General features: G+C 70.8%; 21 protein-coding genes. 11 read left to right on the plus strand and 10 right to left on the minus strand.

The window, feature by feature from the left end; translation table 11 throughout:
- Positions 1–4: 4 nt before the first annotated feature.
- From CQ034_RS07170 to CQ034_RS07200, 7 genes are all read right to left on the minus strand, one after another.
- Complete coding sequence (locus CQ034_RS07170) at positions 5–727, minus strand: FadR/GntR family transcriptional regulator (protein WP_051662290.1); 723 nt, start codon at positions 725–727, stop codon at positions 5–7.
- 14 nt (positions 728–741) lie between these two features.
- Positions 742–2,184: an aldehyde dehydrogenase gene (locus tag CQ034_RS07175; RefSeq protein ID WP_105710488.1), complete on the minus strand. Its 1,443-nt coding sequence runs from the start codon at positions 2,182–2,184 to the stop codon at positions 742–744.
- 1 nt (position 2,185) lies between these two features.
- The gene (locus CQ034_RS07180; protein ID WP_146114814.1) at positions 2,186–3,559 is read right to left on the minus strand and encodes a glutamine synthetase family protein; all 1,374 of its coding nucleotides are present in this window, start codon (positions 3,557–3,559) and stop codon (positions 2,186–2,188) included.
- Complete coding sequence (locus CQ034_RS07185; RefSeq protein ID WP_105710490.1) at positions 3,556–4,320, minus strand: SDR family NAD(P)-dependent oxidoreductase; 765 nt, start codon at positions 4,318–4,320, stop codon at positions 3,556–3,558. Before CQ034_RS07185 ends, CQ034_RS07180 begins: the two co-directional genes overlap by 4 nt.
- A gap of 23 nt (positions 4,321–4,343) precedes the next feature.
- Positions 4,344–5,114 (minus strand): gamma-glutamyl-gamma-aminobutyrate hydrolase family protein, encoded by a 771-nt coding sequence (locus CQ034_RS07190; protein WP_105710491.1) that lies wholly within the window; start codon positions 5,112–5,114, stop codon positions 4,344–4,346.
- Positions 5,115–5,144: 30 nt separating this feature from the next.
- On the minus strand, positions 5,145–6,629 hold the full coding sequence (locus tag CQ034_RS07195; protein ID WP_105710492.1) for an APC family permease: 1,485 nt from the start codon (positions 6,627–6,629) through the stop codon (positions 5,145–5,147).
- A 123-nt stretch (positions 6,630–6,752) separates the two neighbouring features.
- Positions 6,753–7,358, minus strand: a complete 606-nt coding sequence (locus tag CQ034_RS07200; RefSeq protein ID WP_105710493.1) for an NUDIX hydrolase family protein — start codon at positions 7,356–7,358, stop codon at positions 6,753–6,755.
- A gap of 72 nt (positions 7,359–7,430) precedes the next feature.
- On the opposite strand from CQ034_RS07200, the gene CQ034_RS07205 reads away from it, so the two are divergent.
- The 7 genes from CQ034_RS07205 (at position 7,431) to CQ034_RS07235 (ending at position 16,954) form a co-directional block, all read left to right on the plus strand.
- A complete protein-coding gene (locus CQ034_RS07205; protein WP_258134119.1) occupies positions 7,431–8,087 on the plus strand; it encodes an alpha/beta hydrolase in 657 nt (218 codons plus the stop codon).
- A gap of 247 nt (positions 8,088–8,334) precedes the next feature.
- Positions 8,335–10,026, plus strand: a complete 1,692-nt coding sequence (locus CQ034_RS07210) for an ABC-F family ATP-binding cassette domain-containing protein (protein ID WP_105710494.1) — start codon at positions 8,335–8,337, stop codon at positions 10,024–10,026.
- Positions 10,027–10,153: 127 nt separating this feature from the next.
- Entirely contained in the window at positions 10,154–14,758 is a 4,605-nt protein-coding gene (locus CQ034_RS07215; RefSeq protein WP_105710495.1) for an ATP-dependent helicase, read from the plus strand.
- A gap of 43 nt (positions 14,759–14,801) precedes the next feature.
- Positions 14,802–15,050 (plus strand): type II toxin-antitoxin system Phd/YefM family antitoxin, encoded by a 249-nt coding sequence (locus CQ034_RS07220; protein ID WP_091029280.1) that lies wholly within the window; start codon positions 14,802–14,804, stop codon positions 15,048–15,050.
- Positions 15,047–15,313, plus strand: coding sequence for a Txe/YoeB family addiction module toxin (locus CQ034_RS07225; protein WP_105710496.1), 267 nt, complete (start codon positions 15,047–15,049; stop codon positions 15,311–15,313). Before CQ034_RS07220 ends, CQ034_RS07225 begins: the two co-directional genes overlap by 4 nt.
- 19 nt (positions 15,314–15,332) lie before the next feature.
- The gene (locus CQ034_RS07230; protein ID WP_105710497.1) at positions 15,333–16,181 is read left to right on the plus strand and encodes an EI24 domain-containing protein; all 849 of its coding nucleotides are present in this window, start codon (positions 15,333–15,335) and stop codon (positions 16,179–16,181) included.
- On the plus strand, positions 16,181–16,954 hold the full coding sequence (locus tag CQ034_RS07235) for a DNA-formamidopyrimidine glycosylase family protein (protein ID WP_105710498.1): 774 nt from the start codon (positions 16,181–16,183) through the stop codon (positions 16,952–16,954). The genes CQ034_RS07230 and CQ034_RS07235 overlap by 1 nt, the downstream gene beginning before the upstream one ends.
- A 27-nt stretch (positions 16,955–16,981) precedes the next feature.
- Here the strand turns inward: CQ034_RS07235 and CQ034_RS07240 are convergent, their stop codons facing one another.
- Entirely contained in the window at positions 16,982–17,677 is a 696-nt protein-coding gene (locus CQ034_RS07240) for a YafY family protein (protein ID WP_105710499.1), read from the minus strand.
- A 73-nt stretch (positions 17,678–17,750) separates the two neighbouring features.
- On the opposite strand from CQ034_RS07240, the gene CQ034_RS07245 reads away from it, so the two are divergent.
- Positions 17,751–18,491, plus strand: coding sequence for an alpha/beta fold hydrolase (locus CQ034_RS07245; protein WP_105710500.1), 741 nt, complete (start codon positions 17,751–17,753; stop codon positions 18,489–18,491).
- A gap of 103 nt (positions 18,492–18,594) precedes the next feature.
- Positions 18,595–19,002 carry a DapH/DapD/GlmU-related protein gene (locus tag CQ034_RS07250; RefSeq protein ID WP_029261372.1) on the plus strand — a complete coding sequence of 136 codons (408 nt, stop codon included), beginning with the start codon at positions 18,595–18,597 and terminating at the stop codon, positions 19,000–19,002.
- A 35-nt stretch (positions 19,003–19,037) separates the two neighbouring features.
- On the opposite strand, the gene CQ034_RS07255 is transcribed toward CQ034_RS07250, so the two are convergent.
- Entirely contained in the window at positions 19,038–19,697 is a 660-nt protein-coding gene (locus CQ034_RS07255) for a response regulator transcription factor (protein WP_105710501.1), read from the minus strand.
- Positions 19,690–20,895, minus strand: a complete 1,206-nt coding sequence (locus tag CQ034_RS07260) for an ATP-binding protein (protein ID WP_105710502.1) — start codon at positions 20,893–20,895, stop codon at positions 19,690–19,692. The genes CQ034_RS07255 and CQ034_RS07260 overlap by 8 nt, the downstream gene beginning before the upstream one ends.
- Positions 20,896–21,009: 114 nt before the next feature.
- Between CQ034_RS07260 and CQ034_RS07265 the strand changes: the two genes are divergently transcribed.
- Both CQ034_RS07265 and CQ034_RS07270 read left to right on the plus strand, forming a co-directional pair.
- Positions 21,010–22,629, plus strand: coding sequence for a PspC domain-containing protein (locus CQ034_RS07265; protein WP_105710503.1), 1,620 nt, complete (start codon positions 21,010–21,012; stop codon positions 22,627–22,629).
- Complete coding sequence (locus CQ034_RS07270; protein WP_105710504.1) at positions 22,629–22,937, plus strand: hypothetical protein; 309 nt, start codon at positions 22,629–22,631, stop codon at positions 22,935–22,937. Before CQ034_RS07265 ends, CQ034_RS07270 begins: the two co-directional genes overlap by 1 nt.
- The last annotated feature ends 6 nt before the right edge of the window (positions 22,938–22,943 follow it).

Consider the following 22,943-nt stretch of genomic DNA (forward strand, 5'->3'; position numbering starts at 1 on the left):
GGCGTCAGGATTCGACGACGCGCGTGAATTCCTCGCGCGTGGTGCGCAGGTGCGCGCGCATCGCGGCATCCGCGGCCTCGGCGTCGCCCCGACGCACCGCGTCGAGGATCTGCTCGTGCGCCTGCCAGCTCGACTCCTTCACGAAGTCGAAGCTCATCAGGTCGACGGGCTCGAACATGCGAACCCTCGCCTCCTCGACCGCATCACGGACGAAGGAGTTTCCGGAGGCCTCGGCGAGGGCGATGTGGAAGTCGGTGTCGGCGATGCGGGACTCGGCCTTCGTGCCGGCGGCGGCCAGGTCGCGCTGCGCCAGCACCATCGCCTCCAGGTCGGCGTCACTGCGGCGGTTCGCAGCCAGCGCCGCCCCACCGGACTCGACGATCGAGCGGAACTCGGTGAGCTCACCGATCTCAGCCGAACGCGTGCGCACCTCCTCGCGGATGAGCCGCGGGTCGAGGGCGGCATCCTGCACGAACGCCCCACCGGACGCACCGCGCGAGATCACGATCTGCCCGCTGCCCTCGAGGATCCGCAAGGCTTGACGCAGCGTCTCGCGCGAGACGCCGAGCTGCTCCGCGAGCCGACGCTCCGGCGGAAGCCGATCGCCGGGGCGGATGCGGCCGAGCGCCATCTCGCGCCGCAGAAACCCGGCGACCGCCTGATAGCCGGAGACCGGCTGCAGGACGGCACGGGAGAAGTCGTGCGGCGCGTCGTCACGCTCGCTCATCCGTGCTCCTCCGATCAGAGGGGCAGACCCGGGCGGTCGGAGCCCACGATCTGCTTCCCCACGAAGAAGTCAAGCACATCGGCGTCTCCGTGCCCTCCCAGTCCGCTCGCGCCGAAGAAGCTCTGCGACGACTCCGGCGACATGTCGAGCACGCTCGTGCCGTTGACCTTGACCTCACCGGCGACGAGCCGTGTGCCGAGTGCGGCCGCGGCGTGCTCGTCGGCGCCGAACACGTAGCCGGCGAGTCCGACCTGCCCGGTGTTCGCGAGCGCCACCGCCTCGTCCTCGTCGGCATAGCCGCCCACGAGCAGCAGGGGTCCGAAGACCTCGTCCGCGAGGCCGGGACCGTCGAGCACCGCCACCGTCGGCTCGAAGAACCATCCCTGTGCGGGCACCTGCGTGACGCGCAGCAGCTCGGCACCGGCCTGCGCCAGCCGCTCCCGCTGCTCGACGAGCTCGTCGCGGCGCCCGGCGAACGCGACCGGGCCCACCTCGGTCGCCTCGTCCAGGCTCGACCCGATCGCCCGGCGGCCGAACTCGGCGATCAGGAGACCTGCCAGCTCGTCCCGGCGCGCACGGTCGACGAGCACCCGGCGGGGTGCCTCGCACCACTGGCCCGACAGCTTCAGCACACCATCGGCCAGCGCCTTCGCCGTCTGCTCCAGGTCGGCGTCGGTGCGGACGATCGCGGCGTTGTTCGAGCCCAGCTCCAGCTGCAGTCTCGCGAAGCGCGAAGCGGCCGTCGCGGCGATCGCGCGCCCGGTCGGCGTCGAACCGGTCATCGAGATCGCGGCGATGCGCTCGTCGGCGACGAGGCTGCGTCCGACGCCCCCGCTGCCCTGCACGAGACCCACCACCGCGTCGGGGATGCCGACCGCGTGCACACCCTCCAGCAGCAGCTGGGCGCTCCACGGCGAGAACGAGGACGGCTTGAGCACGACCGTCGCACCGGCCGCGAGCGCGAACGCCGTCTTCTTCACCGCCATGGCCGACGGGGCGTTCCACGGCAGGATCAGCGCGGTCGGCCCCCAGGGCACACGGTGCAGACGCACGGGCCCGTGCTCGGCGGCGAGCGCCCGCGAGTCGCCGACCGCGACCGCGCGCCGGGCGGCATCCCGCAGGGTCGCGCCGTTCGCCCCGCCGAACAGCCGCGTGACGGAGATCGGCACGCCGCTGTTGAGTGCGTCGAGATGCGCGACCTCCTCGGCCCGCTCGTCCAGCCAGTCGGCGAGCGCGTCCAGCTTCTCCGCGCGGCGCTCGGGGGCGAGTCCGCGCCAGCGCCCGTCGTCGTGCGCCTGCTGCGCCGCGGTCACGGCACGGCCGACCTGGTCGAGTGAGCTCGACGCGGAGGCGACCAGGGCCTCCCCCGTGTTCGGGTCATGCAGCCAGGTGCCGTCGCTCTCGGGGCTGTCCTCGGCGACGCCGGCGATCCAGGTGCGCAGGGCGGGGTACGTCATGTCAGATCCGATCGAAGTAGCGGTGCAGGTCCCAGTCGGTGACGCGGGCCATGAACGTCGTCCACTCGTGGTCGAGCAGCACCTGCTGATGCGAGATCAGCTCGGGAGTGAGCAGCTCCTGCACGAGCGGGCTCTCGCCGAACAGGATGCTCGCCTGACGAGGATCCGCGGGCATGGCCCCGTCGGCGGGAAGGTCGTAGGCGCTTCCGACCACGGCGTCACCCAGCACGGTCTCCTTCTCCATGCCGTCGCGCGCCGACGCCAGGACCCCGGTGAGGGTGAAGTACGGGTTCGTGTCGGCGCCGGGCAGGCGGAACTCGAAGCGCAGCGCCTGCGGCGAGTGCCCCACCACCCGCACCGTCGTGGTGCGGTTGTCGAAGCCCCAGGTCTGACCGCTCCCCGCCACGTCGGACGAGTTGCTGCGGCGGTAGGAGTTGACGGTCGGCGCGTACCAGGCCATCAGCGCGGGGGCGTGTTCGAGCGCGCCGGCGATCGCCGACCGCATCCGCCCGCTGAGGCGATCCGGAGCCGACTCGTCCCAGAACACCGCCGTGCTCTCGTCGTCGACGAACGAGACGTGCACGTGGCAGGAGGATCCGGGCTGGTCGTTGAGCGGCCGCGCCATGAACGTCGCCGACATGCCCGCGCGAGCGGCGGTGTCGCGCACCGCCAGCTTGTAGAGCGCATGCCGATCGGCCATCTCCAGCGGGTCGCCGTACTCGAAGGTCATCTCCCACTGCCCGAGTCCCCATTCGCTCTGCGCGGCTTCGACGAGGATGCCGCTGGCACGGAGGTCGGCGCGCAGCTTCTGGAAGAAGGGCTCGTAGAGATTGCCCTCGTGGATCATGAAGTCCGACGGCGTGAGGGTGGTCGGGTCGAGGTCACGGAATCCGGAGCGGCGCAGCTCCCTGGGGTCGTTGCGGAACAGGTAGAACTCCAGTTCCGTCCCCGCGAGCGGGGTGAGCCCGAGCTCCCGGATGCGGGCGAGCTCCTGCTTCAGCAGCACGCGGGGTGAGAGCGGCATCGGCTCGTGCGTGTGCACGTCGACCGGGTCGGCGAGGCAGATGGCCACCCCCTCGAGCCAGGCCGCGGGGCGGAGGGTCTCGAGGTCGGGGATCAGCGTCACGTCGGGGACGCCGTTGTGCATCCCGCACAGCGCGAACTTGTTCGCATCGATCAGTTCGAGGCCCTGGTCGATGTCCCACGCCCAGGCACAGGTGCAGATGTCGACACCGTTCTCCACGACGCGGCCGAAGCCCTCGACCGGGATGCGGCGGCCGACGAGTCGACCCTGCAGGTCGGGCGTCGCGACGATCACGGTGCGGATGCCGGCAGCCTCCAGCTCGTCCGGAGCCAGGCGCACGTCGTCGATCATCGCGTCAGCCACCCTCCGTCGACGGGGAGCTGGATGCCGTCGATCCAGGACGCCTCGTCGCTGAGCAGCCAGGAGACCGCGGAGGCGATGTCGGCGGGCACGCCCACCCGCGGCACCAGGAGGCGTTGCTTCATGAACTCCAGAGCCTCGGGGCTCGTGACGCTCTCGTAGTCGAAGAAGTCCGTCGCGATCGGGCCGGGGGCCACGCAGTTGACGCGGATGTTCTTCGCCGCGAGCTCGACCGCGAGCGCCTTCGTGAGCATCGGCACGCCGCCCTTGCTCGCGTTGTAGTGCGGTTGCGCGGTGCCGGTGCTCGTCACGACGACGAGGGCCTCGACGGTCGACAGGTTCACGATCGCCCCGCCGCCGGACTCAGCGATGAGCGGGGCGACCTCCTGCGCGACGAGGAACTGTCCCTTGAGGTTGATGTCGAAGACGAAGTCCCATGCCTCCTCGGTGAGGGTCTCGAACGAGTGCTCGGTGACGACTCCGGCGTTGTTCACCAGGAGGTGCAGCGACCCCCAGGCCGCACGCGCGAGGTCTACCGCCGCGCGGATCTGCTCCCGCGAGCGCACGTCCACCACGGACGCAAGGGCGGTGCCGCCTGCCTCCTCGATGAGGCGGACCGTCTCGGCCGCACCATCGGCGGACACGTCGGTCACGAGGACGCGCGCTCCCTCACCGGCGAGCCGGAGGGCCGTCTCCCGCCCGATGCCGGAGCCTGCGCCCGTGATGAGGGCGTTCTTGTCTGCGTGTCGCATTTCTTCTCCTTGTTCGGTGACGCCTAGGCGATGTTCTGTGTGGCGGACGCGGCGAGCGTCGCACGGGCGGCGGCCTGTGCGACCAGCCACCCGAAGACCGGGTCGGCTCCGAAGGTCTCGGGATGCCACTGCACCCCGATCGCCGGAAGGCCCTCGAGCTCGATGGCCTCGACGACGCCGTCCGGCGCCCACCCGGTCACCACGACTCCGCGGCCGGGCACGTCGACCGCCTGGTGATGGAAAGAGTTGACACGGGTCGTCTCGCCGTAGAGCGTCTGGGCGACGCTGCCCGGCGCCGTGCGCACCTCGTGCACCCGATGGGCGCGCGGGTAGGCGTAGGAGCCGTGCGACTCCCCCTCGCCCGGCGCCAGGTGCGAGTGGAGCGTGCCGCCGCGGACGACGTTGAGGAGCTGTGCGCCGCGGCAGACTCCGAGCAGCGGGATGCCGCCGCTGATGGCGGCCTCGATCAGCCCGGCCTCGAACGCGTCGCGCTGCGGGTCGATCAGAGGGGTGAACGGTCCCGGGGTCTGCCCGTAGAGGCGGGGATCGACGTCGTCACCGCCCACGATCACGACGCCGTCGAGGCGCTCGACGAGCTCGGCCGGCACGGCATCCATCGGCAGGTGCACCGGCAGCCCGCCGGCGTGCAGCACCGAGGTCGAGTACTCGCTGAGGTAGGCCTCGAGCGGAGCGTCGGCGAAACCGTGCGGTGCGCCGATCGCCGCGCCACGCAAGCGTCGTCCGGAGATGCCGATCAGGGGTCGGGGCAGGGCGTGGGTGCTGATGATGTCCATCCTTCGGGTGCGGGGCGAGCGTGTCGAGGGTCAGGCGTTCTCGTCGAATCGACGCACGATCTGGGCGTACGCCTCCGGTGCCTTCGCGCGCATGATCGCGGCCTGCACGAGTCCGATCACGGGGGCGATGACCACGACCCCGACCAGGGTGATGCTGATCGGGCCCCAGGCGGGGTTCCCGTCGGCGTCGACATCGCTCACGAGCAGCGGGAAGTTGGCGGCGATGAGGACGGCTGAGACGGCGAGACCGACGAAGCCGAGAATCGGGGCGATCACGGTGTGCCAGGGGCTTCGCAGCACCCGGGTGCGGGCGAAGTAGACCACGACCGAGAGGCACGTGACCGCCATCAGGATCACGATCGCGAGCGTCCCGATGCCGGCGAACCAGGAGAAGATGTTCTCCGGTGCGAAGCCGATCAGGGCGAGCACGATGATCGCGATGCCGGAGGTCGCCACCTGCACGATCGAGGCGACGTGCGGGGAACCATGCTGCGCGTGCACCGTGCCGACCCTGTCGGGCAGCACGCGGGCGTTGGCCATGGCGTGGTGGTAGCGGGTCAGCACGTTGTGCAGCGACAGCACCGCGGCGAACATGCTCCCGAGGAACAGCACGGCGACGGCGATCGAGCCGACCGGGCCGAGGTACTGCTCGGTGACACGGGTGATCAGCGTGGTCGGGTCGGCGGCCGCCTCCTCGATGATCGCTCCCTCGCCGACACCCACCACAACGGCCCAGGCGGCGAAGGCGTAGAAGACGCCGATCACGATCGCGGACGCGTAGGTCGCACGGGGGATCGTACGCTCCGGCGTGCGCACCTCATCGCGGTAGACGACGGTCGACTCGAAGCCGATGAAGCTCGCGATCGCGAACATCAGGCCGAGTGCGGGCGCACCGGAGAGGACGTTCTGCAGCAGGAACGACCCGAAGGTCACACCCTCCGCACCGCCGGTGACGAGGATGACGATCCCCAGCAGCACGACGATGCCGATCTCGGCGAGCAGCACGACCACGAGGACGCGGGAGCTGAGCTCGATCTGCCGATAGCCGAGCGCGCCGACGAGCGCCACGGAGGCGAGGGTGAGCAGCCACCACGGGATCTCGGGGCCGCCGAGGAGGACGATGCTCGAGCTGATCGTCGCGCCCAGGTAGGAGAACACCGCGATCTGCACGGTCGTGTAGCAGACGAGCGCGAGGTAGGCGGTGGCGAGCCCGGGCGTGCGACCGAGCCCGTGGGTCGCGAACACGAAGAACGATCCTGCCTTGGGCAGGAAGCGGCTCATCGCCGTGAGGCCCACCGAGAAGAGCAGCAGGATCACGGTGGCAACGAGGAACATGACCGGGAAGCCGATGCCGTTGCCCACGAGGAAGCCGATGGGCACGAGTCCGCCGACGACCGTGAGGGGGGCTGCGGCCGCGATCACCATGAAGGTGACGGACACCGCCCCGAGGTTCCCGCGGAGATTGCGCTCCCGGGGTGCTGCCGTGCTGCGCGACGTCGTTGTCGAAGCATCCATGTCGAAGCATCCTTTTGCCGATTGGACTAATGGTCTACTTTCTAGCCCATTAGATTCGTCGACGCAAGAGTCACCCTCGGGAAGGCCCAGGGCGACCGGAGGGAGTGCAGGGTGCGGAGCCAGCTAGCGGAGCAGGCCGAGGTAGGCGAGTGCCTGACGGATGAGGGTGCCTCGACCGTTCTCCATCTCGGCGGCGACCGCATCCGACCCCGCGGCCTCCGGCGAGAACCAGGTGACCTCGAGGGCATCCTGACGCGGCTCGCACGTGCCGGTGACCGGCACGACGAACGCCAGCGACACGGCGTGCTGCCGGTCGTCGTGGAACGCGCTCACACCGGGCATCGGGAAGTATTCGGCCACCGTGAACGGCAGCGGCTGCGGCGGCATGATCGGGAACGCCATCGGCCCGAGATCGTTCTCGACGTGCCGGAACAGGGCGTCGCGGATGGTCTCGCCGAAGCGCACCCGACCCGACACGATGGTGCGGGTCATCTCCCCCATCGGCGTGGACCGCAGGAGGATGCCGATCTCGATGACCTGCCCGGAGCCGTCGGTGCGCACCGGGATCGCTTCGACGTAGAGCATCGGCAGTCGGCGCCGCGCCTCTTCGAGTTCGAACTCACTCAACCAGCCGGGGTTGCCGTCGGGCGCCGGCGGGTTCGCGTCCGGGAACGCGCCGAGACCATCGTCTTCGGGCTCCGGATCGGGATCAGGTGTGCGGACCGCCATGTGTCCTTTCTACCAGCCGCCTCCCCCGACCGACACCGCGTGCACGTCGGTCGTCCCTGGCAGGATGACGGTGTGAGCGAGAACCTGACGATCGACGACACCGCGACCCGCTGGTCGACCTCCGACCGCGCACGGATGCCGCTGCTGGTACTGCTGCACGGCTACGGGGCGGATGAGCACGACCTGTTCGGACTCGTCCCGTACCTCCCCGAGGGCATCGCCGTCGCCTCCGTGGCCGCTCCCCTCGCGCCGCCGTGGCCGATGCCGGGGCGGTCCTGGTACGCGATCGAGGGACTCGACGGACGCAGCCCCGAGGCGGTCACGGTCGCCGCCGAGGCGTTCCTGCGCTGGCTCGACGCCGCGGTAGAAGATGCCCCCTCGGTCGCACTGCTCGGCTTCTCGCAGGGCGCGGCGGTGTCGCTGCAGGCTCTCCGACTCGCCCCGGAGCGCTTCGGGGCGGTCGCGGCGCTCAGCGGCTACGTGGCATCCGGCGAACTGCCGCACGATGAGGCACTGGCCGAGCTGCGCCCGCCGGTCTTCTGGGGGCGCGGCACGCACGACGACGTCATCCCGCCCGAGCTGGTCGATCACACCGCGCAGTGGCTGCCCGGCCACTCCGATCTGTCCGGCCGGGTGTACACCGGGCTCACGCACAGCATCTCCCAAGAAGAGCTGACCGACGTGCACCGCTTCCTCACGAAGTGGATCGACGGGATCGCGAAGAGCTGAGCTACGCGACCACTCCGCGACACGCCCGGGGTTGCGAAACTCCGACACGCCCGGGTATCGTCGGGGAGTCCTGTCCGCCGTGTCTGGAAGTCCTTTGATCTGATCCGTCGCCTCCGCGCTCCTCTTTCCGCGCGCTGACCCGACGATCGCCGACTCCACGGCAGACCCACCCCTCCGCATCCGTGACGTGTTCACGCCCGGCCGGGGCTCGGTGTCAGTGCACCCTCGCACTCGACAGGAGACACTCATGTCAACCCCCACCACTCTTCACGCGTCGGTCGTCCTCGACCGACTCACCTTCACCTGGCCCGACGGGTCGGTCGCGCTCGACGGCGTGTCCGGGGCCTTCGGCTCCGGACGCACCGGCCTCGTCGGCCGCAACGGCGCCGGCAAATCGACGCTGCTGCGGCTGATGGCCGGCGAGCTCGAACCGACCTCGGGCATCGTCACGGCATCCGGTGAGGTCGCGTACCTCCCCCAGCAGCTGACCCTCGACGTCGACCGCCGCGTCGCCGAACTGCTCGGCGTCTCGGGGGCGCTCGACGCCGTGCGGGCGATCAGCTCCGGCGATGTCGACCCGGCCCACTTCGACGCGGTCGGCGACGACTGGGACATCGAGGCACGGGCCGAGGCATCGCTCGCCGAAGCCGGCCTCGCGCCGGAGTTCCTCGACCGCAGGGTCGGAGAACTGTCCGGCGGCGAGGCCGTGCTCGTCGCGATCGCCGGCATCCGCCTGCGTCGCGCGCCGATCACACTCCTCGACGAGCCGACCAACAACCTCGACCGTGACGCCAGGGCGAAGCTCGCGGCGATGGTGCGCGCCTGGAAGGGCACGCTCATCGTCGTCAGCCACGACCTGTCGCTGCTGGAGCTGATGGACGACACCGCCGAGCTCTACGCCCAGACGCTGAGCGTGTTCGGCGGACCGTACTCCGAATGGCGTGCCTGGCTGGATGCCGAGCAGAATGCCGCAAAGCAGGCCGAGGTCACCGCCGCGCAGGTGCTCCGCAAGGAGAAGCGCCAGCGGATCGAGGCCGAGCTCAAGCTCGCCACCCGCTCCCGCGTGGCGAAGAAGGCCGAGATCGAGAAGCGGGTCCCGAAGATCATCGCGCACGGCCGCAAGATGGCAGCCGAGGTGTCGGCGGGCCGGCTCCGCACCGAGGTCGGCGCCAAGGAGGAGGCCGCACACAACGCTCGCGAGGAGGCCGGGCGCCGCGTGCGCTCGGACTCGTCGATGAAGATCGAGCTGCCCGATCCGCAGGTGTCCCGGAACCGCCGGATCGCGACGATCGGAGACGAGGAGCGAGCCTGGGTGATCCAGGGTCCGGAGCGTGTGGCCCTGATCGGCCGGAACGGCGCCGGCAAGACGACCCTGCTGGAGCGGTTGGTCGCGGGTGGTGTTCACAACTCCTCAGAAACGACGGCCGACGGCCCGGAACAGGGCTCTTCGGCCGATTCAGCCGAAGAATTGGGGAGTAACGAGCGGCCGACCCTGCACATCGAGGCCCACACCGACGTGATCGGCTACCTGCCGCAGCGGGTCGACGGCCTCGACGAGGAGCGATCGGTGTTCGAGAACATCGCGGCCGCGGCGCCCCAGGTTCCCGAGAAGGAGCTGCGCAACCGGCTCGCCCGGTTCCTGATCCGCGGCGCGACGGCGGAGCGCCCGGTGTCCGCCCTCTCCGGCGGCGAGCGCTTCCGGGTGGCGCTGGCGAAGCTGCTGCTCGCCGATCCCGCACCGCACCTCGTGGTGCTCGACGAGCCGACCAACAACCTCGACGTCGACACGGTCGATCAACTGGTCGAGGCGCTGCGCTCCTATCGGGGAGCGGTGCTCGTCGTCAGCCATGACGACGCGTTCCTGCGCCGACTCGACCTCGATCTGACGCTCGAGATCGACGGCGAGGGGGCTCTGCAGGAGGTCTCGCTGGGGTCGTGACGCGCGGCGCACCTGCACGACGCGATCACGCCTGCACGATCGGATCCCCCCGTCCGCTCGTGCCGGCGTGGCGTCGTCGTGCGGGTGTGGCGACCCCGATGTCCCCGGCCTCGACGAAGATGGAGGGATGAGCGACGTGCTCGAACGCTTCACCCCCGCCACCCAGGACTGGTTCCGGGGGGCTTTCCCCGCGCCCACTCCCGCGCAGGCGGGTGCGTGGGACGCGATCTCCGCGGGCAAGCACGCGCTCGTGGTGGCTCCGACCGGTTCCGGCAAGACACTGTCGGCGTTCCTCTGGGCGATCGACAGCGTGTTCCGCGAGCGCATGACCGAGACTGCCCCACCGGCCAAGGGCGAGCCGCGCACCCGCATCCTCTACATCTCCCCGCTGAAGGCCCTCGGCGTCGACGTCGAGCGCAACCTGCGGTCCCCGCTCATCGGCATCGGACAGTCGGCCCGGCGGCTCGGAGTGCCCGCCCCCGCGGTGACGGTCGGTGTGCGCTCCGGTGATACGACGTCGAGCGACCGCCGCAAACTGGTCTCCGATCCGCCCGATATCCTCATCACCACTCCCGAGTCGCTGTACCTCATGCTCACGAGCCGCGCGGGCGAGACCCTGCGCGGAGTGCACACCGTGATCATCGACGAGGTGCACGCGGTCGCCGCCACCAAGCGCGGAGCGCATCTCGCCGTGAGCCTGGAGCGCCTCGACGCGCTGCGCCGACTCAACGGCATCGAGACCCCCGCACAGCGGATCGGCCTGTCGGCCACGGTCCGCCCGATCGACGAGGTGGCGCGATTCCTCGGCGGTTCGGCACCGGTCGAGATCGTCGCACCTCCGGCATCGAAGACCTTCGAGCTCGGGGTGGTCGTCCCGATGGACGACATGACCAACCCGCCCCCGCCGCCAGGGGTGCCGGGGGACGCAGCGGATGCCGAGTACAGCGAGGTCACCGGGTCGGTCTGGCCGCACGTCGAAGAGGCGATCGTCGACCGCATCCTGCAGAACAACTCCACGATCGTGTTCGCCAACTCCCGTCGGCTCGCCGAGCGCCTCACCGGCCGTCTGAACGAGATCTACTCCGAGCGGATCGGGGTCGAGCTTCCGGCCGCGACGGTGCCCGCCGCGATGATGGCGCAGGCCGGGGCGACCGCGGGCGCCGATCCCGTGCTCGCCAAGGCGCACCACGGCTCGGTGTCGAAGGAGCAGCGCGCCCAGGTCGAAGAAGAACTCAAGTCCGGCGTGCTGCGCTGTGTCGTCGCGACGAGCAGTCTCGAACTCGGCATCGACATGGGCGCGGTCGACCTGGTGATCCAGGTCGAGGCCCCGCCGTCTGCAGCCTCCGGGCTGCAGCGCGTCGGCCGCGCCGGGCACCAGGTGGGCGAGATCAGCCGTGCCGCCCTCTTCCCGAAGCACCGCGGTGACGTGCTGCACACCGCGATCGTCACCGAGCGGATGCTGGCGGGCAAGATCGAGGCGATCCAGGTGCCGCGCAATCCGCTCGACATCCTCGCGCAGCAGACGGTCGCCGCGAGCGCGCTCGGAGCCATCAGCGTCGAGGAGTGGTTCGAGACGGTCCGCCGTTCCGCGCCGTTCCAGTCGCTGCCCCGCTCAGCGTACGAAGCGACGCTCGACCTGCTGGCCGGGCGCTTCCCCTCCGACGAGTTCGCCGAACTGCGGCCGCGGCTCGTGTGGGACCGCGACGCGGGAACCCTCACCGGGCGTCCGGGCGCACAGCGCATCGCCGTGACCAGCGGCGGGACCATCCCCGACCGCGGCCTGTTCGGGGTGTTCGTCGCGGGCGAGAGCACCGGTGCCCGCGTGGGCGAGCTCGACGAGGAGATGGTCTACGAGTCGCGCGTGGGCGACGTGTTCACGCTCGGCACCACCAGCTGGCGCATCGCCGAGATCACCCACGACCGTGTGAACGTGATCCCCGCGTACGGGCAGCCCGGCAAGGTGCCGTTCTGGCACGGCGACGGCATCGGTCGCCCCTTCGAGCTCGGTGAGGCGCTGGGCGCGTTCTCCCGCGAGGTGTCGGCGGCGACCCCCGAGAAGGCGGCGCAGCGACTGATCGACGCGGGGCTCGACGAGCAGGCGCGGGCGAACCTGATGGCGCACCTGACCGAGCAGCGCGAGGCGACGGGCACGCTCCCCACCGACCGCACGCTCACCGTGGAGCGCGGCCGCGATGAGGTGGGCGACTGGCGGGTCATCCTGCATTCCCCGTACGGCATGAAGGTGCACGCGCCGTGGGCGCTGGCCATCAACGCCCGGGTGCGCGAGCGCCTCGGTGTCGAAGGATCGGCGGTCGCGAGCGACGACGGCATCATCGTGCGCATCCCCGATGCCGAAGCCGAGCCGCCCGGAGCCGAGCTGTTCGTGTTCGAGCCCGACGAGCTGGAGCACCTGGTCACCGAGGAGGTGGGCGGCTCCGCGCTGTTCGCCTCGCGGTTCCGCGAGTGCGCGGCCAGGGCGCTGCTCATGCCCCGCATGAATCCGAACAAGCGCACGCCGCTCTGGCAGCAGCGGCAGCGGTCGGCGCAGCTGCTCGAAGTGGCGCGGCGGCATCCGACCTTCCCGGTGATCCTCGAGACGCTGCGCGAGGTGCTGCAAGACGTCTACGATCTGCCCTCCCTGCGCAAGCTCGCGACCTCGATCGCCGATCGCCGGATCCGCCTGGTCGAGACCGAGCCCGGTCAGCCCTCGCCGTATGCCCGCGACCTGCTGTTCGGATACGTGGGCGCCTTCATGTACGAGGGCGACTCGCCGCTCGCCGAGCGCCGCGCCGCCGCGCTCTCGGTCGACCCCGCGCTTCTCGGTGAGTTGCTGGGAACCGTCGAGCTCCGCGAGCTGCTCGACCCCGAGGTGATCGCACAGTTCGAGCGGGAGGCGCAGCGACTCGATCCGGACCGCCGTGCCCGCGGTCTCGAGGGCGTCGCTGACCTGCTGCGGATGCTCGGACCGCTCGATGCGGAAGAGGTCGCGGCTCGTCTCGACCCCGCGAGTGTGCTCGAGGCGGAGGCCGAGTCCGTCGACAGCGCGACCGCCGCCGCACTGCTCAACGACCTGATCACCGCCCGGCGCGCGATTCCGGTGACGATCGGCGGCGCGAGCCGGGTGGCCGCGATCGAAGACGCGGGCCGACTGCGCGATGCGCTCGGGGTCGCGCTCCCCACGGGCATCCCGGTGGCGTTCCTCGAACCGCTGGCCGACCCGCTGGGAGACCTCGTCGCCCGGCACGCCCGCACGCACGGCCCCTTCACGACGGATGCCGTCGCCACCCGGTTCGGACTCGGAGCCGCGGTGGCCCGCCACACCCTGCAGCGGCTGGAGAACGCCGGCCGACTCACGAGCGGCTACTTCCTGCCCGAGGCCGCCGGCAGCGGCGACGCGATCGAGTGGTGCGACAGCGAGGTGCTGCGACGCCTGCGGATGCGTTCGCTCGCGGCCATCCGCGGGTCGGTGGAGCCGGTCTCCCCCGAGGCGTATGCCCGCTTCCTGCCCGACTGGCAGCACGTGGGCCGACCGCTGGAGGGCGTCGACGGTGTGCTGAGCGTGATCGAGCAGTTCGCCGGCGTGCCGATCCCCGCGAGCGCGTGGGAATCGCTGGTCCTCCCCTCTCGTGTGCGCGACTACTCCCCTGCGATGCTCGACGAGCTCACGGCGGCGGGCGAGGTCATCTGGTCCGGTCACGGCACCCTCCCGGGGCGCGACGGCTGGGTGTCGCTGCATCCGGTCGACCTTGCGCCGTTCACGCTGCCGGAGCGCGACGCCGAGATCGCTTCCGACTCGTTGGAGTCTCGGATCCTCATCGCGCTCGACGTCGGCGGCGCGTACTTCGCGGCGCAGCTGAAAGACATGGCGGCGGCCGAGAACGAGCAGTCCGTGCTCGAGGCGCTGTGGTCGCTGACGTGGTCGGGCTACGTCACGAACGACACGTTCGGCCCCATCCGCTCACTCCTCGCCGGCGGTTCGCAGGCGCACAAGGTCAAGCGCCGGGCTCCCCGCGCTCGCACCTACCGTGGGGTGTCCTTCACGGGTTCCCCTGCGCCTCGGCCGACGTCGATCGGCGGGCGCTGGTCCCTGCTGCCAGCGCTCGAGACGGATGCCGCCCGCCGCGCCACCGTCACCGCGGGCCTCCTGCTCGACCGCTACGGCGTGGTCACGCGCGGAGCCGTGCAGGCCGAGGGCGTTCCCGGTGGCTTCGCCCAGGCCTATCGCGTGCTCGCCGGTTTCGAAGAGGCGGGCCACTGCCGTCGCGGTTATGTGATCGAGAAGCTCGGCGCCGCACAGTTCGCCGCCTCGGGCACGGTCGATCGCCTGCGCACCTACGCGGGGCTGGCCGACCCGCCGCCGCGCAAGGCCGTGACCCTCGCGGCCACCGATCCCGCGAACCCCTATGGCGCGGCCCTCGGCTGGCCCAAGCTCGACGGGGTCTCGCATCGCCCGGGGCGCAAGGCGGGCGGCCTGGTCGTGCTGGTCGACGGCGTCCTCGTGCTCTCCCTCGAACGCGGCGGCCGCACCGTGCTGTCGTTCAGTGATGACGGCGAAGTGCTCCGCGCCGCCGCATCCGATCTCGCGGCCACCGCACGCGCCCGCCGACTCGACACCCTGACCGTCGAGAAGATCAACGGCGAAGGCGTCTACGGCACCGACCTCGCACTCGCCCTGCAGGAGGCGGGCTTCGTGGCCACCCCGCGGGGCTACACCCTCCGCAAGGTCGTCTGAACCATCCAGAGTGGTACCATAAGTGGTACCAGAAGGGATGCACATGGCCATCACCACGAGCGAAGCGCGCCGCGACCTCTTCGGCCTGATCGAGCGCGTCAACCTCGATCATTCCGAGATCGAGATCGTCTCCCGCCGAGGCGCCGCCGTCCTCATGTCGAAGTCCGAATACGACTCCCTGATCGAGACCAGCCACCTTCTGCGCTCCCCCGCGAATGCGAACCGGCTGCTCGTCGCTCTCGCCGCCGCACAGGCGGGCGATGTCGCAGAACATCCACTCGACGAGGCATGACCTCGCGAGTACTGGTCTGGACGTCGCAGGGGTGGGAGGACTATCTCCATTGGCAGACCGAGGATCGTCGGACTCTGAAGCGGATCAACCTCCTCCTGACCGACGTCCTGCGCGACGACCCCTTCGAGGGGATCGGCAAGCTGGAACCGCTGAAGTACGCTCTGGCCGGAGCCTGGTCTCGGCGCATCGATGAGACGAACCGACTGGTCTACACCACCAACGACCATCAGGTCATCATCCTGCAGGCCCGCTACCACTACTGACCCACCTACGCTGGAAGCCATGATCCGAGAGTTTGCCGCCGGCATCCGCACTCTGCTGCGCGGATTCGGGCTCTGGCGCACGCGACCGGGCCTCATGGTGCTGGGCCTGATCCCGGCGATCATCGCCGTCATCGTGCTCGCCGCCCTGTTCGTGCCGCTGGTGATCGGCATGCCGTCGCTGTCCACGTGGCTCACCCCGTTCGCCGACGGATGGATCGAGCCGTGGCGCGGTCTGCTGCGCGCCGCCGTGAGCCTTGTCGTCGTCGCCGCCGCCCTGGCTCTCGCGAGCGTGGTCTTCAGCGCGCTGACCCTGACCATCGGCGACCCCTTCTATCAGCGCATCTGGCACGCGGTCGAGGTCGACCTCGGCTCGCCCCCGCCCGCCGACGGCGGCAGCTTCTGGACCACGCTCGGCGAGGGACTGCGACTGGTCCTCCTCGGCATCCTCATCGCCCTCTCCGTGCTTCTCATCGGCCTCATCCCGGGCGTCGGCGGCTTCCTGGGCGCTGTCGCCGGCGTCGTCCTGACCGGCCGACTGCTGGCGCGCGAGCTCACCGGCCGCGCCTTCGATGCGCGCGACCTGAGCCCCCTCGATCGCGCCGCGCTGTTCTCGGGCAGCCGCGCACGGGTGCTCGGCTTCGGCGTCGCCACACAACTCTGCTTCCTGATCCCCGGCGGCGCGGTCGCGATCATGCCGGTCGCCGTCGCCGGCAGCACGATGCTCGCCCGCGACATGCTCGCCCGCACGAGCACCACGGCGGCGTCGGCCTCCGGAACGACGATGACACCTCCGCCGCCCGCACCGAACGCCGTATCGTCACCGCTTCCGCCGCCCCCGCATCTCGGGACCAGGCCGGGAGCTTCCTGATGCCCGAGGGCGACACCGTCTTCCGCACCGCGCGGCGCCTCGACGAGGCCATCGCCGGCGCGGAGGTCACCCGCTTCGACCTCCGCGTCCCCCGATTCGCGACGCTCGACCTGACCGGGCAGCCCGTGCACGGCGTCGTTCCCCGCGGCAAGCATCTGCTGATGCGCATCGGCGACAGCACGCTGCATTCGCATCTGCGCATGGACGGCGCGTGGTTCGTGTACCGCCAGGGCGAGAGATGGCGGCATCCGGCCTTCAAGGTACGTGCGATCGTCGGCACCTCCGAGCGTGATGCCGTCGGGGTCGACATCGCCGAGGTCGAGGTCGTGCCCACTCGTGACGAGGACCAGCTCGTCGGCTACCTGGGCCCCGATCCGCTCGCGCACGACTGGGATGCGGCTGAAGCCCTCCGACGACTCGGAGCCGACACCCGCAGCATCCACGTCGCCCTCCTCGATCAGCGCAACGTCGCAGGGTTCGGCAACGAATACGCCGCAGAACTCCTGTTCCTGCGCGGAATCCTGCCGACACGGCCGACTCCCGAGGTGGATGTGGCCGCCCTCCTCGACCTCGGTGTGCGCACCATCCGGGTCAACCGCGACCGCCGCAACCGCACCTTCACGGGCATCGACCGTCCGGGCCAGGGCACCTGGGTCTACGGCCGCGCCGGGCGCCCGTGCCGCCGCTGCGGAACCCTCATCCGGCGTGGCGAGCAGGGCGCCGACCCGACCCGCGAGCGCGTCACGTTCTGGTGTCCGGTCTGCCAGCACTGAGCATCGGGCAGGAACGGCGCGAGTCGTTCAACCGCCGACATGCACCGGCCGAGCGTTCACCGGCGGGGCCCCGACCTCCTGCACGGTATGACCGCTGCAGGCGGTGTTCGTCATGCGAGCCTGCTCGATTCGCGACACGACGAACCAGCGCATCGCGTCGCGCAGCAGACACCATCCGACCAGGTACCACCGGCCGTTCGTGGAGGCGAACATCACGGGCTCGATCTCACGCGCGGTCGTGGCACCGGCGAGGGAGGTGTAGCGGATCCGGATCGTCCGCTGCTCGGCCATCGCCTCCTCGAGGACCGACCGGACGGCGCGGGAGGACGGGGGCGATCCGTCGACCCACACTCGACGCCCCAGGTCGGCGGCCCTCTCCCGTGTGCGGGGATCGAGCACGTCCATGATCTTCTGCACCCCGGCCGATGCCAGGTCGGCGTAGGGGGCATCGCGCGCCGCCGAGACAGCTGCGAGGAGCGCCACGGCCTGGGCCGGCGACAGGCTGATGGGCGGCAGGGAGGCGCTCGACGCCAACCCGTAGCCACCACCGGGTCCCGGGCGCGACCACACCGCCGCACCGCTGCTCGCCAGCGCGGCGAGGTCGCGCTTCACGGTGCGGACGGACACCTCGAACTCGGCGGCGAGCCGATCCGCCGTACATCCGCGGGTGCCGTTGCGGCGCAGCATCTCCGTCAGAGCATGGAGTCGCTCTGCCCGCTTCACTGTCCCCACCGCGATGAATTCATGACAGAAATAGTGCCATACACCTGTCCGGAGGCGGTGCCAGCATCAGGTTATGACGACAGAAACACAGAATCCGACCATCATCCTGATCGCGGGTCACTGGCTCGGCGCATGGGCCTGGGACGAGGTGCAGGAAGGGCTGACGACCGACGGGCAGAACGCCATCGCGATGACGCTCCCCGGCCTCGACCCTCACGATCCCGAGCGATCGTCCCGGACCCTCGACGATCAGGCCGCGGCGATCGAAGAGGCCATGGCCCGCGCCGACGCCTCGGCGGAGCGGCCCGTGGTGCTCGTGGGCCACAGCGGGGCCAACGCTCCGCTCAGCATCGTCCTCGACCGGCATCCCGAGCGCGTCCGCCGGATCATCTGGGTCGACTCCGGCCCCGTCGCAGCGGGAAGCGTCTTCGCGCCCGACCTCCCCGACACGGTGGCAGAGCTGCCCTTGCCGCCCTTCGAGATCCTCGGAGAACAGGCCAGCCTCGAAGGTCTGAGCCCCGACGTACTCGAGCGTTTCCGCGCCCGAGCCGCCCCCGAGCCCGGGCCGGTGCTCCGGCAGCCCGTGGAACTCACGAACGAGGCGCGCCGCCGAGTGCCCACCACCCTGGTCTGCTGCTCCATCCCCAGCGCTCAGCTTCTGGAACTCGCTCGCGCCGGGCATCCCATGTTCGCCGAGGTCGATGCCCTCGACGATCTCGAGGTCATCGATCTCCCGACCGGGCATTGGCCGATGTGGAGCCGCGCTGCGGATCTCGCGAAGACGATCGGTTCCGCGGCGACCCGCGTCGACTAGCGAACCGAAACGCACCGCGCTCCCTACATCCATCCGCGGGAATGAATCCGCCCGTGCCGTGGTTGTTGATATATCCGGAGAACTCCGGAGCACGGGAGGAATCGTGGGTAAGAACTACGTCGACATCGAGAACGACCAGGGCGCGACGCTGCGGTACCGCAAGCACGCGAACGGTCGAGGTCTCGTCGCGCATGGCGCGAAGGTGCATCCGAAGGCGCACATCGAGGCGGGTGCCTATATCGAACCGGGCGCGCGCGTCGGCGCCGGGGCGACCATCGCCCGCGGTGCCTGGATCGACGAAGACGCCGTGGTCGGCGAGGGAGCTTTCGTCGACGCGCACGCGCACATCGGCCAGGGAGCCGCGATCGGCGACCACGCGTACGTGGGTGTCCGCACCGACGTTGGCGCCGGAGCGCGCATCGTCCGCGGCGCCAGGATCGGCGACGACGAGACGGTCGCCGCCGGACTCACCATCGCGACGGATCAGAAGGGCCTCTGGCTCGCGGCCTGACGCCGCGCTCGACCTGAGCGGGTCGGGTGGAGCGACTACAGCAGTCGCCGCTCCGACGCCCACACGGTGAGTTCATGCCGCGACGAGAGCTGCAGCTTGCGCAGCACGGACGACACGTGCGTCTCGACCGTCTTGATCGAGATGAACAGCTCCGACGCGACCTCCTTGTAGGCGTAGCCGCGCGCGATCAGGCGCATGACCTCCTGCTCGCGCGCCGAGAGCCGGTCGAGCTCATCGGTCGCGGTCGCAGTCTCTCCCGCGACGGCCCCGAACGCGTCGAGCACGAAGCCGGCGAGCCGCGGTGAGAACACCGCATCGCCGTCGGCCACGGCGTGCACGGCCTTGCTGACCTCGGTGCCGGACGACCCCTTGGTGATGTAGCCGCGCGCGCCGGCACGGATCACCCGCACGACATCGGCCGCCGCATCCGACACGCTCAGCGCGAGGAATCGGGCCGTCGTCGGCGCCGAGCCGCGGATCACGGACTCTCCCCCGGCCGCGTCGTCGCCGGGGCCGCCCGGCAGGTGCACGTCGAGCAGCACGACATCGGGTTGCGTCGCTCCGATCACCGCGATGGCGGACGGCACGTCGGCCGCTTCCCCGACCACATCGACACTGGCATCGAGGTCGGCCCGCAGACCGGAGCGGAAGATCGAGTGGTCGTCGACGATCACGACGCGGATGCTGTCAGCCACGGTTCTCCTCCCGGGACGTGATGCTCAGATGCACCTCGGTGCCGTTCTCGTCGCTGCGGACCCCGCCAGAGCCGCCGGCGCGACGCATCCGGCCGATGATCGACTCCCGCACCCCGAGGCGGTCGCTGGGCACGTCGTCGAGGGAGAACCCGGCACCGCGGTCGCGGATGAACACGTCGACGCCCGTCGCGCTGCCCTCGATGTACACCGAGATCTCGCCACCGGCGTGACGGGCCGCGTTCAGGATCGCCTCTCTGGCCGCCGCCGCGAGCTCGCCACTCGCACGCTCGGCGGAGAGGCCGGCCGAGACCACGTCGATGCGCACCGGGTAGTCGAGTTCGAGCGCTCCGGCGTAGTCACGCAGATCCGTCGGCAGGTCGCTGTCGGCCGGGGCGTCACCGTCGTACAGCCACGCCCGCAGCTCGCGCTCCTGCGCTCTGGCGAGACGCGCGGCCTCACTGGAGGCACCGGCCCTGTTCTGGATCAGCGCGAGCGTCTGCAGCACCGAATCGTGCAGGTGCGCGGCCATCTGGCTGCGCTGCTCCTCGCGGATGCGGCGGACCCGCTCACCGGAGAGTTCGCGCCAGCGTGGGATCAGGGCCGACGCGACCACGGCGGCGAGCCCGGCGAGCGGGAGGAGCACCAGCGCCACCCCCGACCGGGCGACGGGCCAGGAGAGCAGCACCGTGAACAGCAGCGCCAGCAGCAGGATCGCGACGACCCGCACGGTCATCGTGTGCCGCGGCCCACGAGCCGTGTCGGTACGGTCGACGAGGGTGGCCCACAGCCCGGCACCGGTCGCGAACGCCGTCGCGCCGCCCACCACGACCGCGGCGAGATCCGGGGGGATCGACCCGCTCAGCCAGTCGCTGCCCCCGCGCCAGACCAGGACGACGAGCATCCCGACCGCGGCAGGAGCGAGCAGCAGCCAGGCCACCGGCATCCGCCTCGTCGGTGCACTGTCGCCCTCGGCCCACGGCATGAAGACCCAGCACCAGGCATAGAGCAGGATGCCGGCGCCACCGCACAGTGTCAGCGCGATGAACAGCGCCCGCACCAGCCCCACGCGCACGCCGAGGTGACTGGCGAGACCGGCGCTCACGCCGGCCACCAGGCAGTCGCGGTCGCGGCTCAGCGGCGGGCGCGGCGGAGCAGCCGCGCGCGGAGGTCGCGCAGGAGCGTGCGCCGAAGAGGACATGTGGCAATCCAATCATCCGCGTGCCCGCTCCGGGTCCTCCCCGGCGCAGAATCAGGGGTCGCTCAGGGGTTCCCCCCATGGCAGGCAGTACGCGGCTGCCGCCAGGATCGAAGCATGACGATTCCGACTGCGCCACCGCCCCCCGCCGACCACGCCGCTCCGGCCACCGGCACACCGGGCACCGGCAGCCCTCGCGGAGCCGAGCGATTCCTCCTCTGGGTCGCCGGTCTCGGCGTCGCCCGGTCCGAGGGATGGCTGGGCGGTGTCTCGGCGGGCATCGCCGCCCGCCTGCGCATCGATCCCCTGATCGTCCGCGGCGTCCTCGTGGTCGCGGCCCTCTTCGGCCTGCCGGTCATCTTCCTGTACGCCGCAGCCTGGGCGCTGCTGCCGGATGTCGACGGACGCGTGCACGTCCGCGATCTGCTCCGCCGCGACTACCAGCCGGTGCAGTGGGGCATCCTCGCGATGGCCGTCATCGGCCTGTTCCCGACCGCTCCGCTCGCCGGCCGCCTCTTCGGACTCGGCTACGACGGCTGGTCGGCCCTGTCTCTCATGAGCTGGATCATCGGCCTCGTCCTCGTCGCCGTCCTGCTCATCCTCATCGTGCGTGCTGCGAGCCGCACCCCGGGTGCTTCCGCGCCGGATCTGCCGATGGCTTCCGCAGATCCGGCGGCCCCGGCCGCGTCCGTCGCCCTCGGTGGTTCGGGTACCGCCGAGGCGACGGACGCCACACTCCCGTACGGCGCGTACGCTCCGGCGGATGCGGACACCGTGGTTGCGGACTCCGCCATCTCGGCCGAGGTCGGGGCATCCGACCTCCCGCCGCTCGACCCGGCAGCGACCGCGGCGATCCCACCGGCGCCTCCCGCCCCCCTGCCTCCCGGCTCGCAGGACCCCGCCGCCCTCGAGGCCTGGCGCGGCCAGCACGCCGCCTGGAAGGAACAGGACCAGGCATGGCGACGCCAGCAGCAGGACATCGAGCGCGCCGCCCGCGATCAGCTGCGCCGCGAGCGCCAGGCCGAGGCCGCCGTCTTCGCCTCCGAGGCAGCCGAGCGTCGGCGCATCCGCCGCGCATCGAACCCGCGCGCGGGCTTCGCATTCGCCGCGACCATCCTCGGTCTCGCGATCATCACGGGGGCGGCAGTCGGCCTCGTCGCGGGTGGCGACGTGGTCGGCACCGCGCTCGGACTGCTCGCCGCCGCCCTCATCCTGGCGCTCGGGATGATCGTCGCCGGGGCTTTCCGTCGACGCAGCGGCTTCCTGGCCTTCATCACCGTGCTCACGCTGGTGAGCGGGCTCGTCGTCGGGGGGTTCTCCACCCTGCAGGGCTTCAGCCTCGGCTGGGCGTCGGTCACGAACTACCGTGCGGAGCACATCCGGCAGCCGTTCGGCGAGCTCAACGTGACTCTGAATCAGCATGACGACGCGCCCCGGCCGATCGTGATCGAGAAGGGCTCCGGCGCGACCAACATCTACGTCGATCAGGGTGTCCAGCTGCAGCTGCGTGCGACCGTCGACACGGCGGACATCACCTGGACCCGCGTCGACGCGGAGTACTACAACGTCATCGATTCCGGCACCTGGGCGGGCACGCGGCGCGACGGGGAGTCGGTCGTCGCCGAGAACATCTCTGCGGAGAACGTGTCGACGACCACCATCCAGCCCGTCACCATCGATCAGAACAGCGGCGAGATCTCCATCACCGTCGTCGAGCCGAAGAAAGAAGACCAGTGATGAGCACTCCCACGACCACCGAACCGACCACCGCGCCGCGCACCCGCTGGGCCGCCATCATCTGGGGACTGCTGTTCGCGACCATCGCGGCCCTCGCGCTCGGCCAGCTCGCCGACCCTTCCCGACGGGAGACGATCGCGGACGCACTGATGACCATGACGCCCACGACGATCACCGCGATCGTCCTGCTCACCGCCGGTGTGCTGCTGCTCGTCGGCGGGGCCGCCGGCCTCATCCGCCGTGCACAGCGCAAGCTGGCGGCCGCATCCCACCCGCAGCAGGAAGTGGCCGCGCCCTTCGCCGAGTAGCCTTGT

It is taken from the genome of Microbacterium sp. MYb45 (assembly GCF_002979655.1).
Lineage (GTDB): Bacteria > Actinomycetota > Actinomycetes > Actinomycetales > Microbacteriaceae > Microbacterium.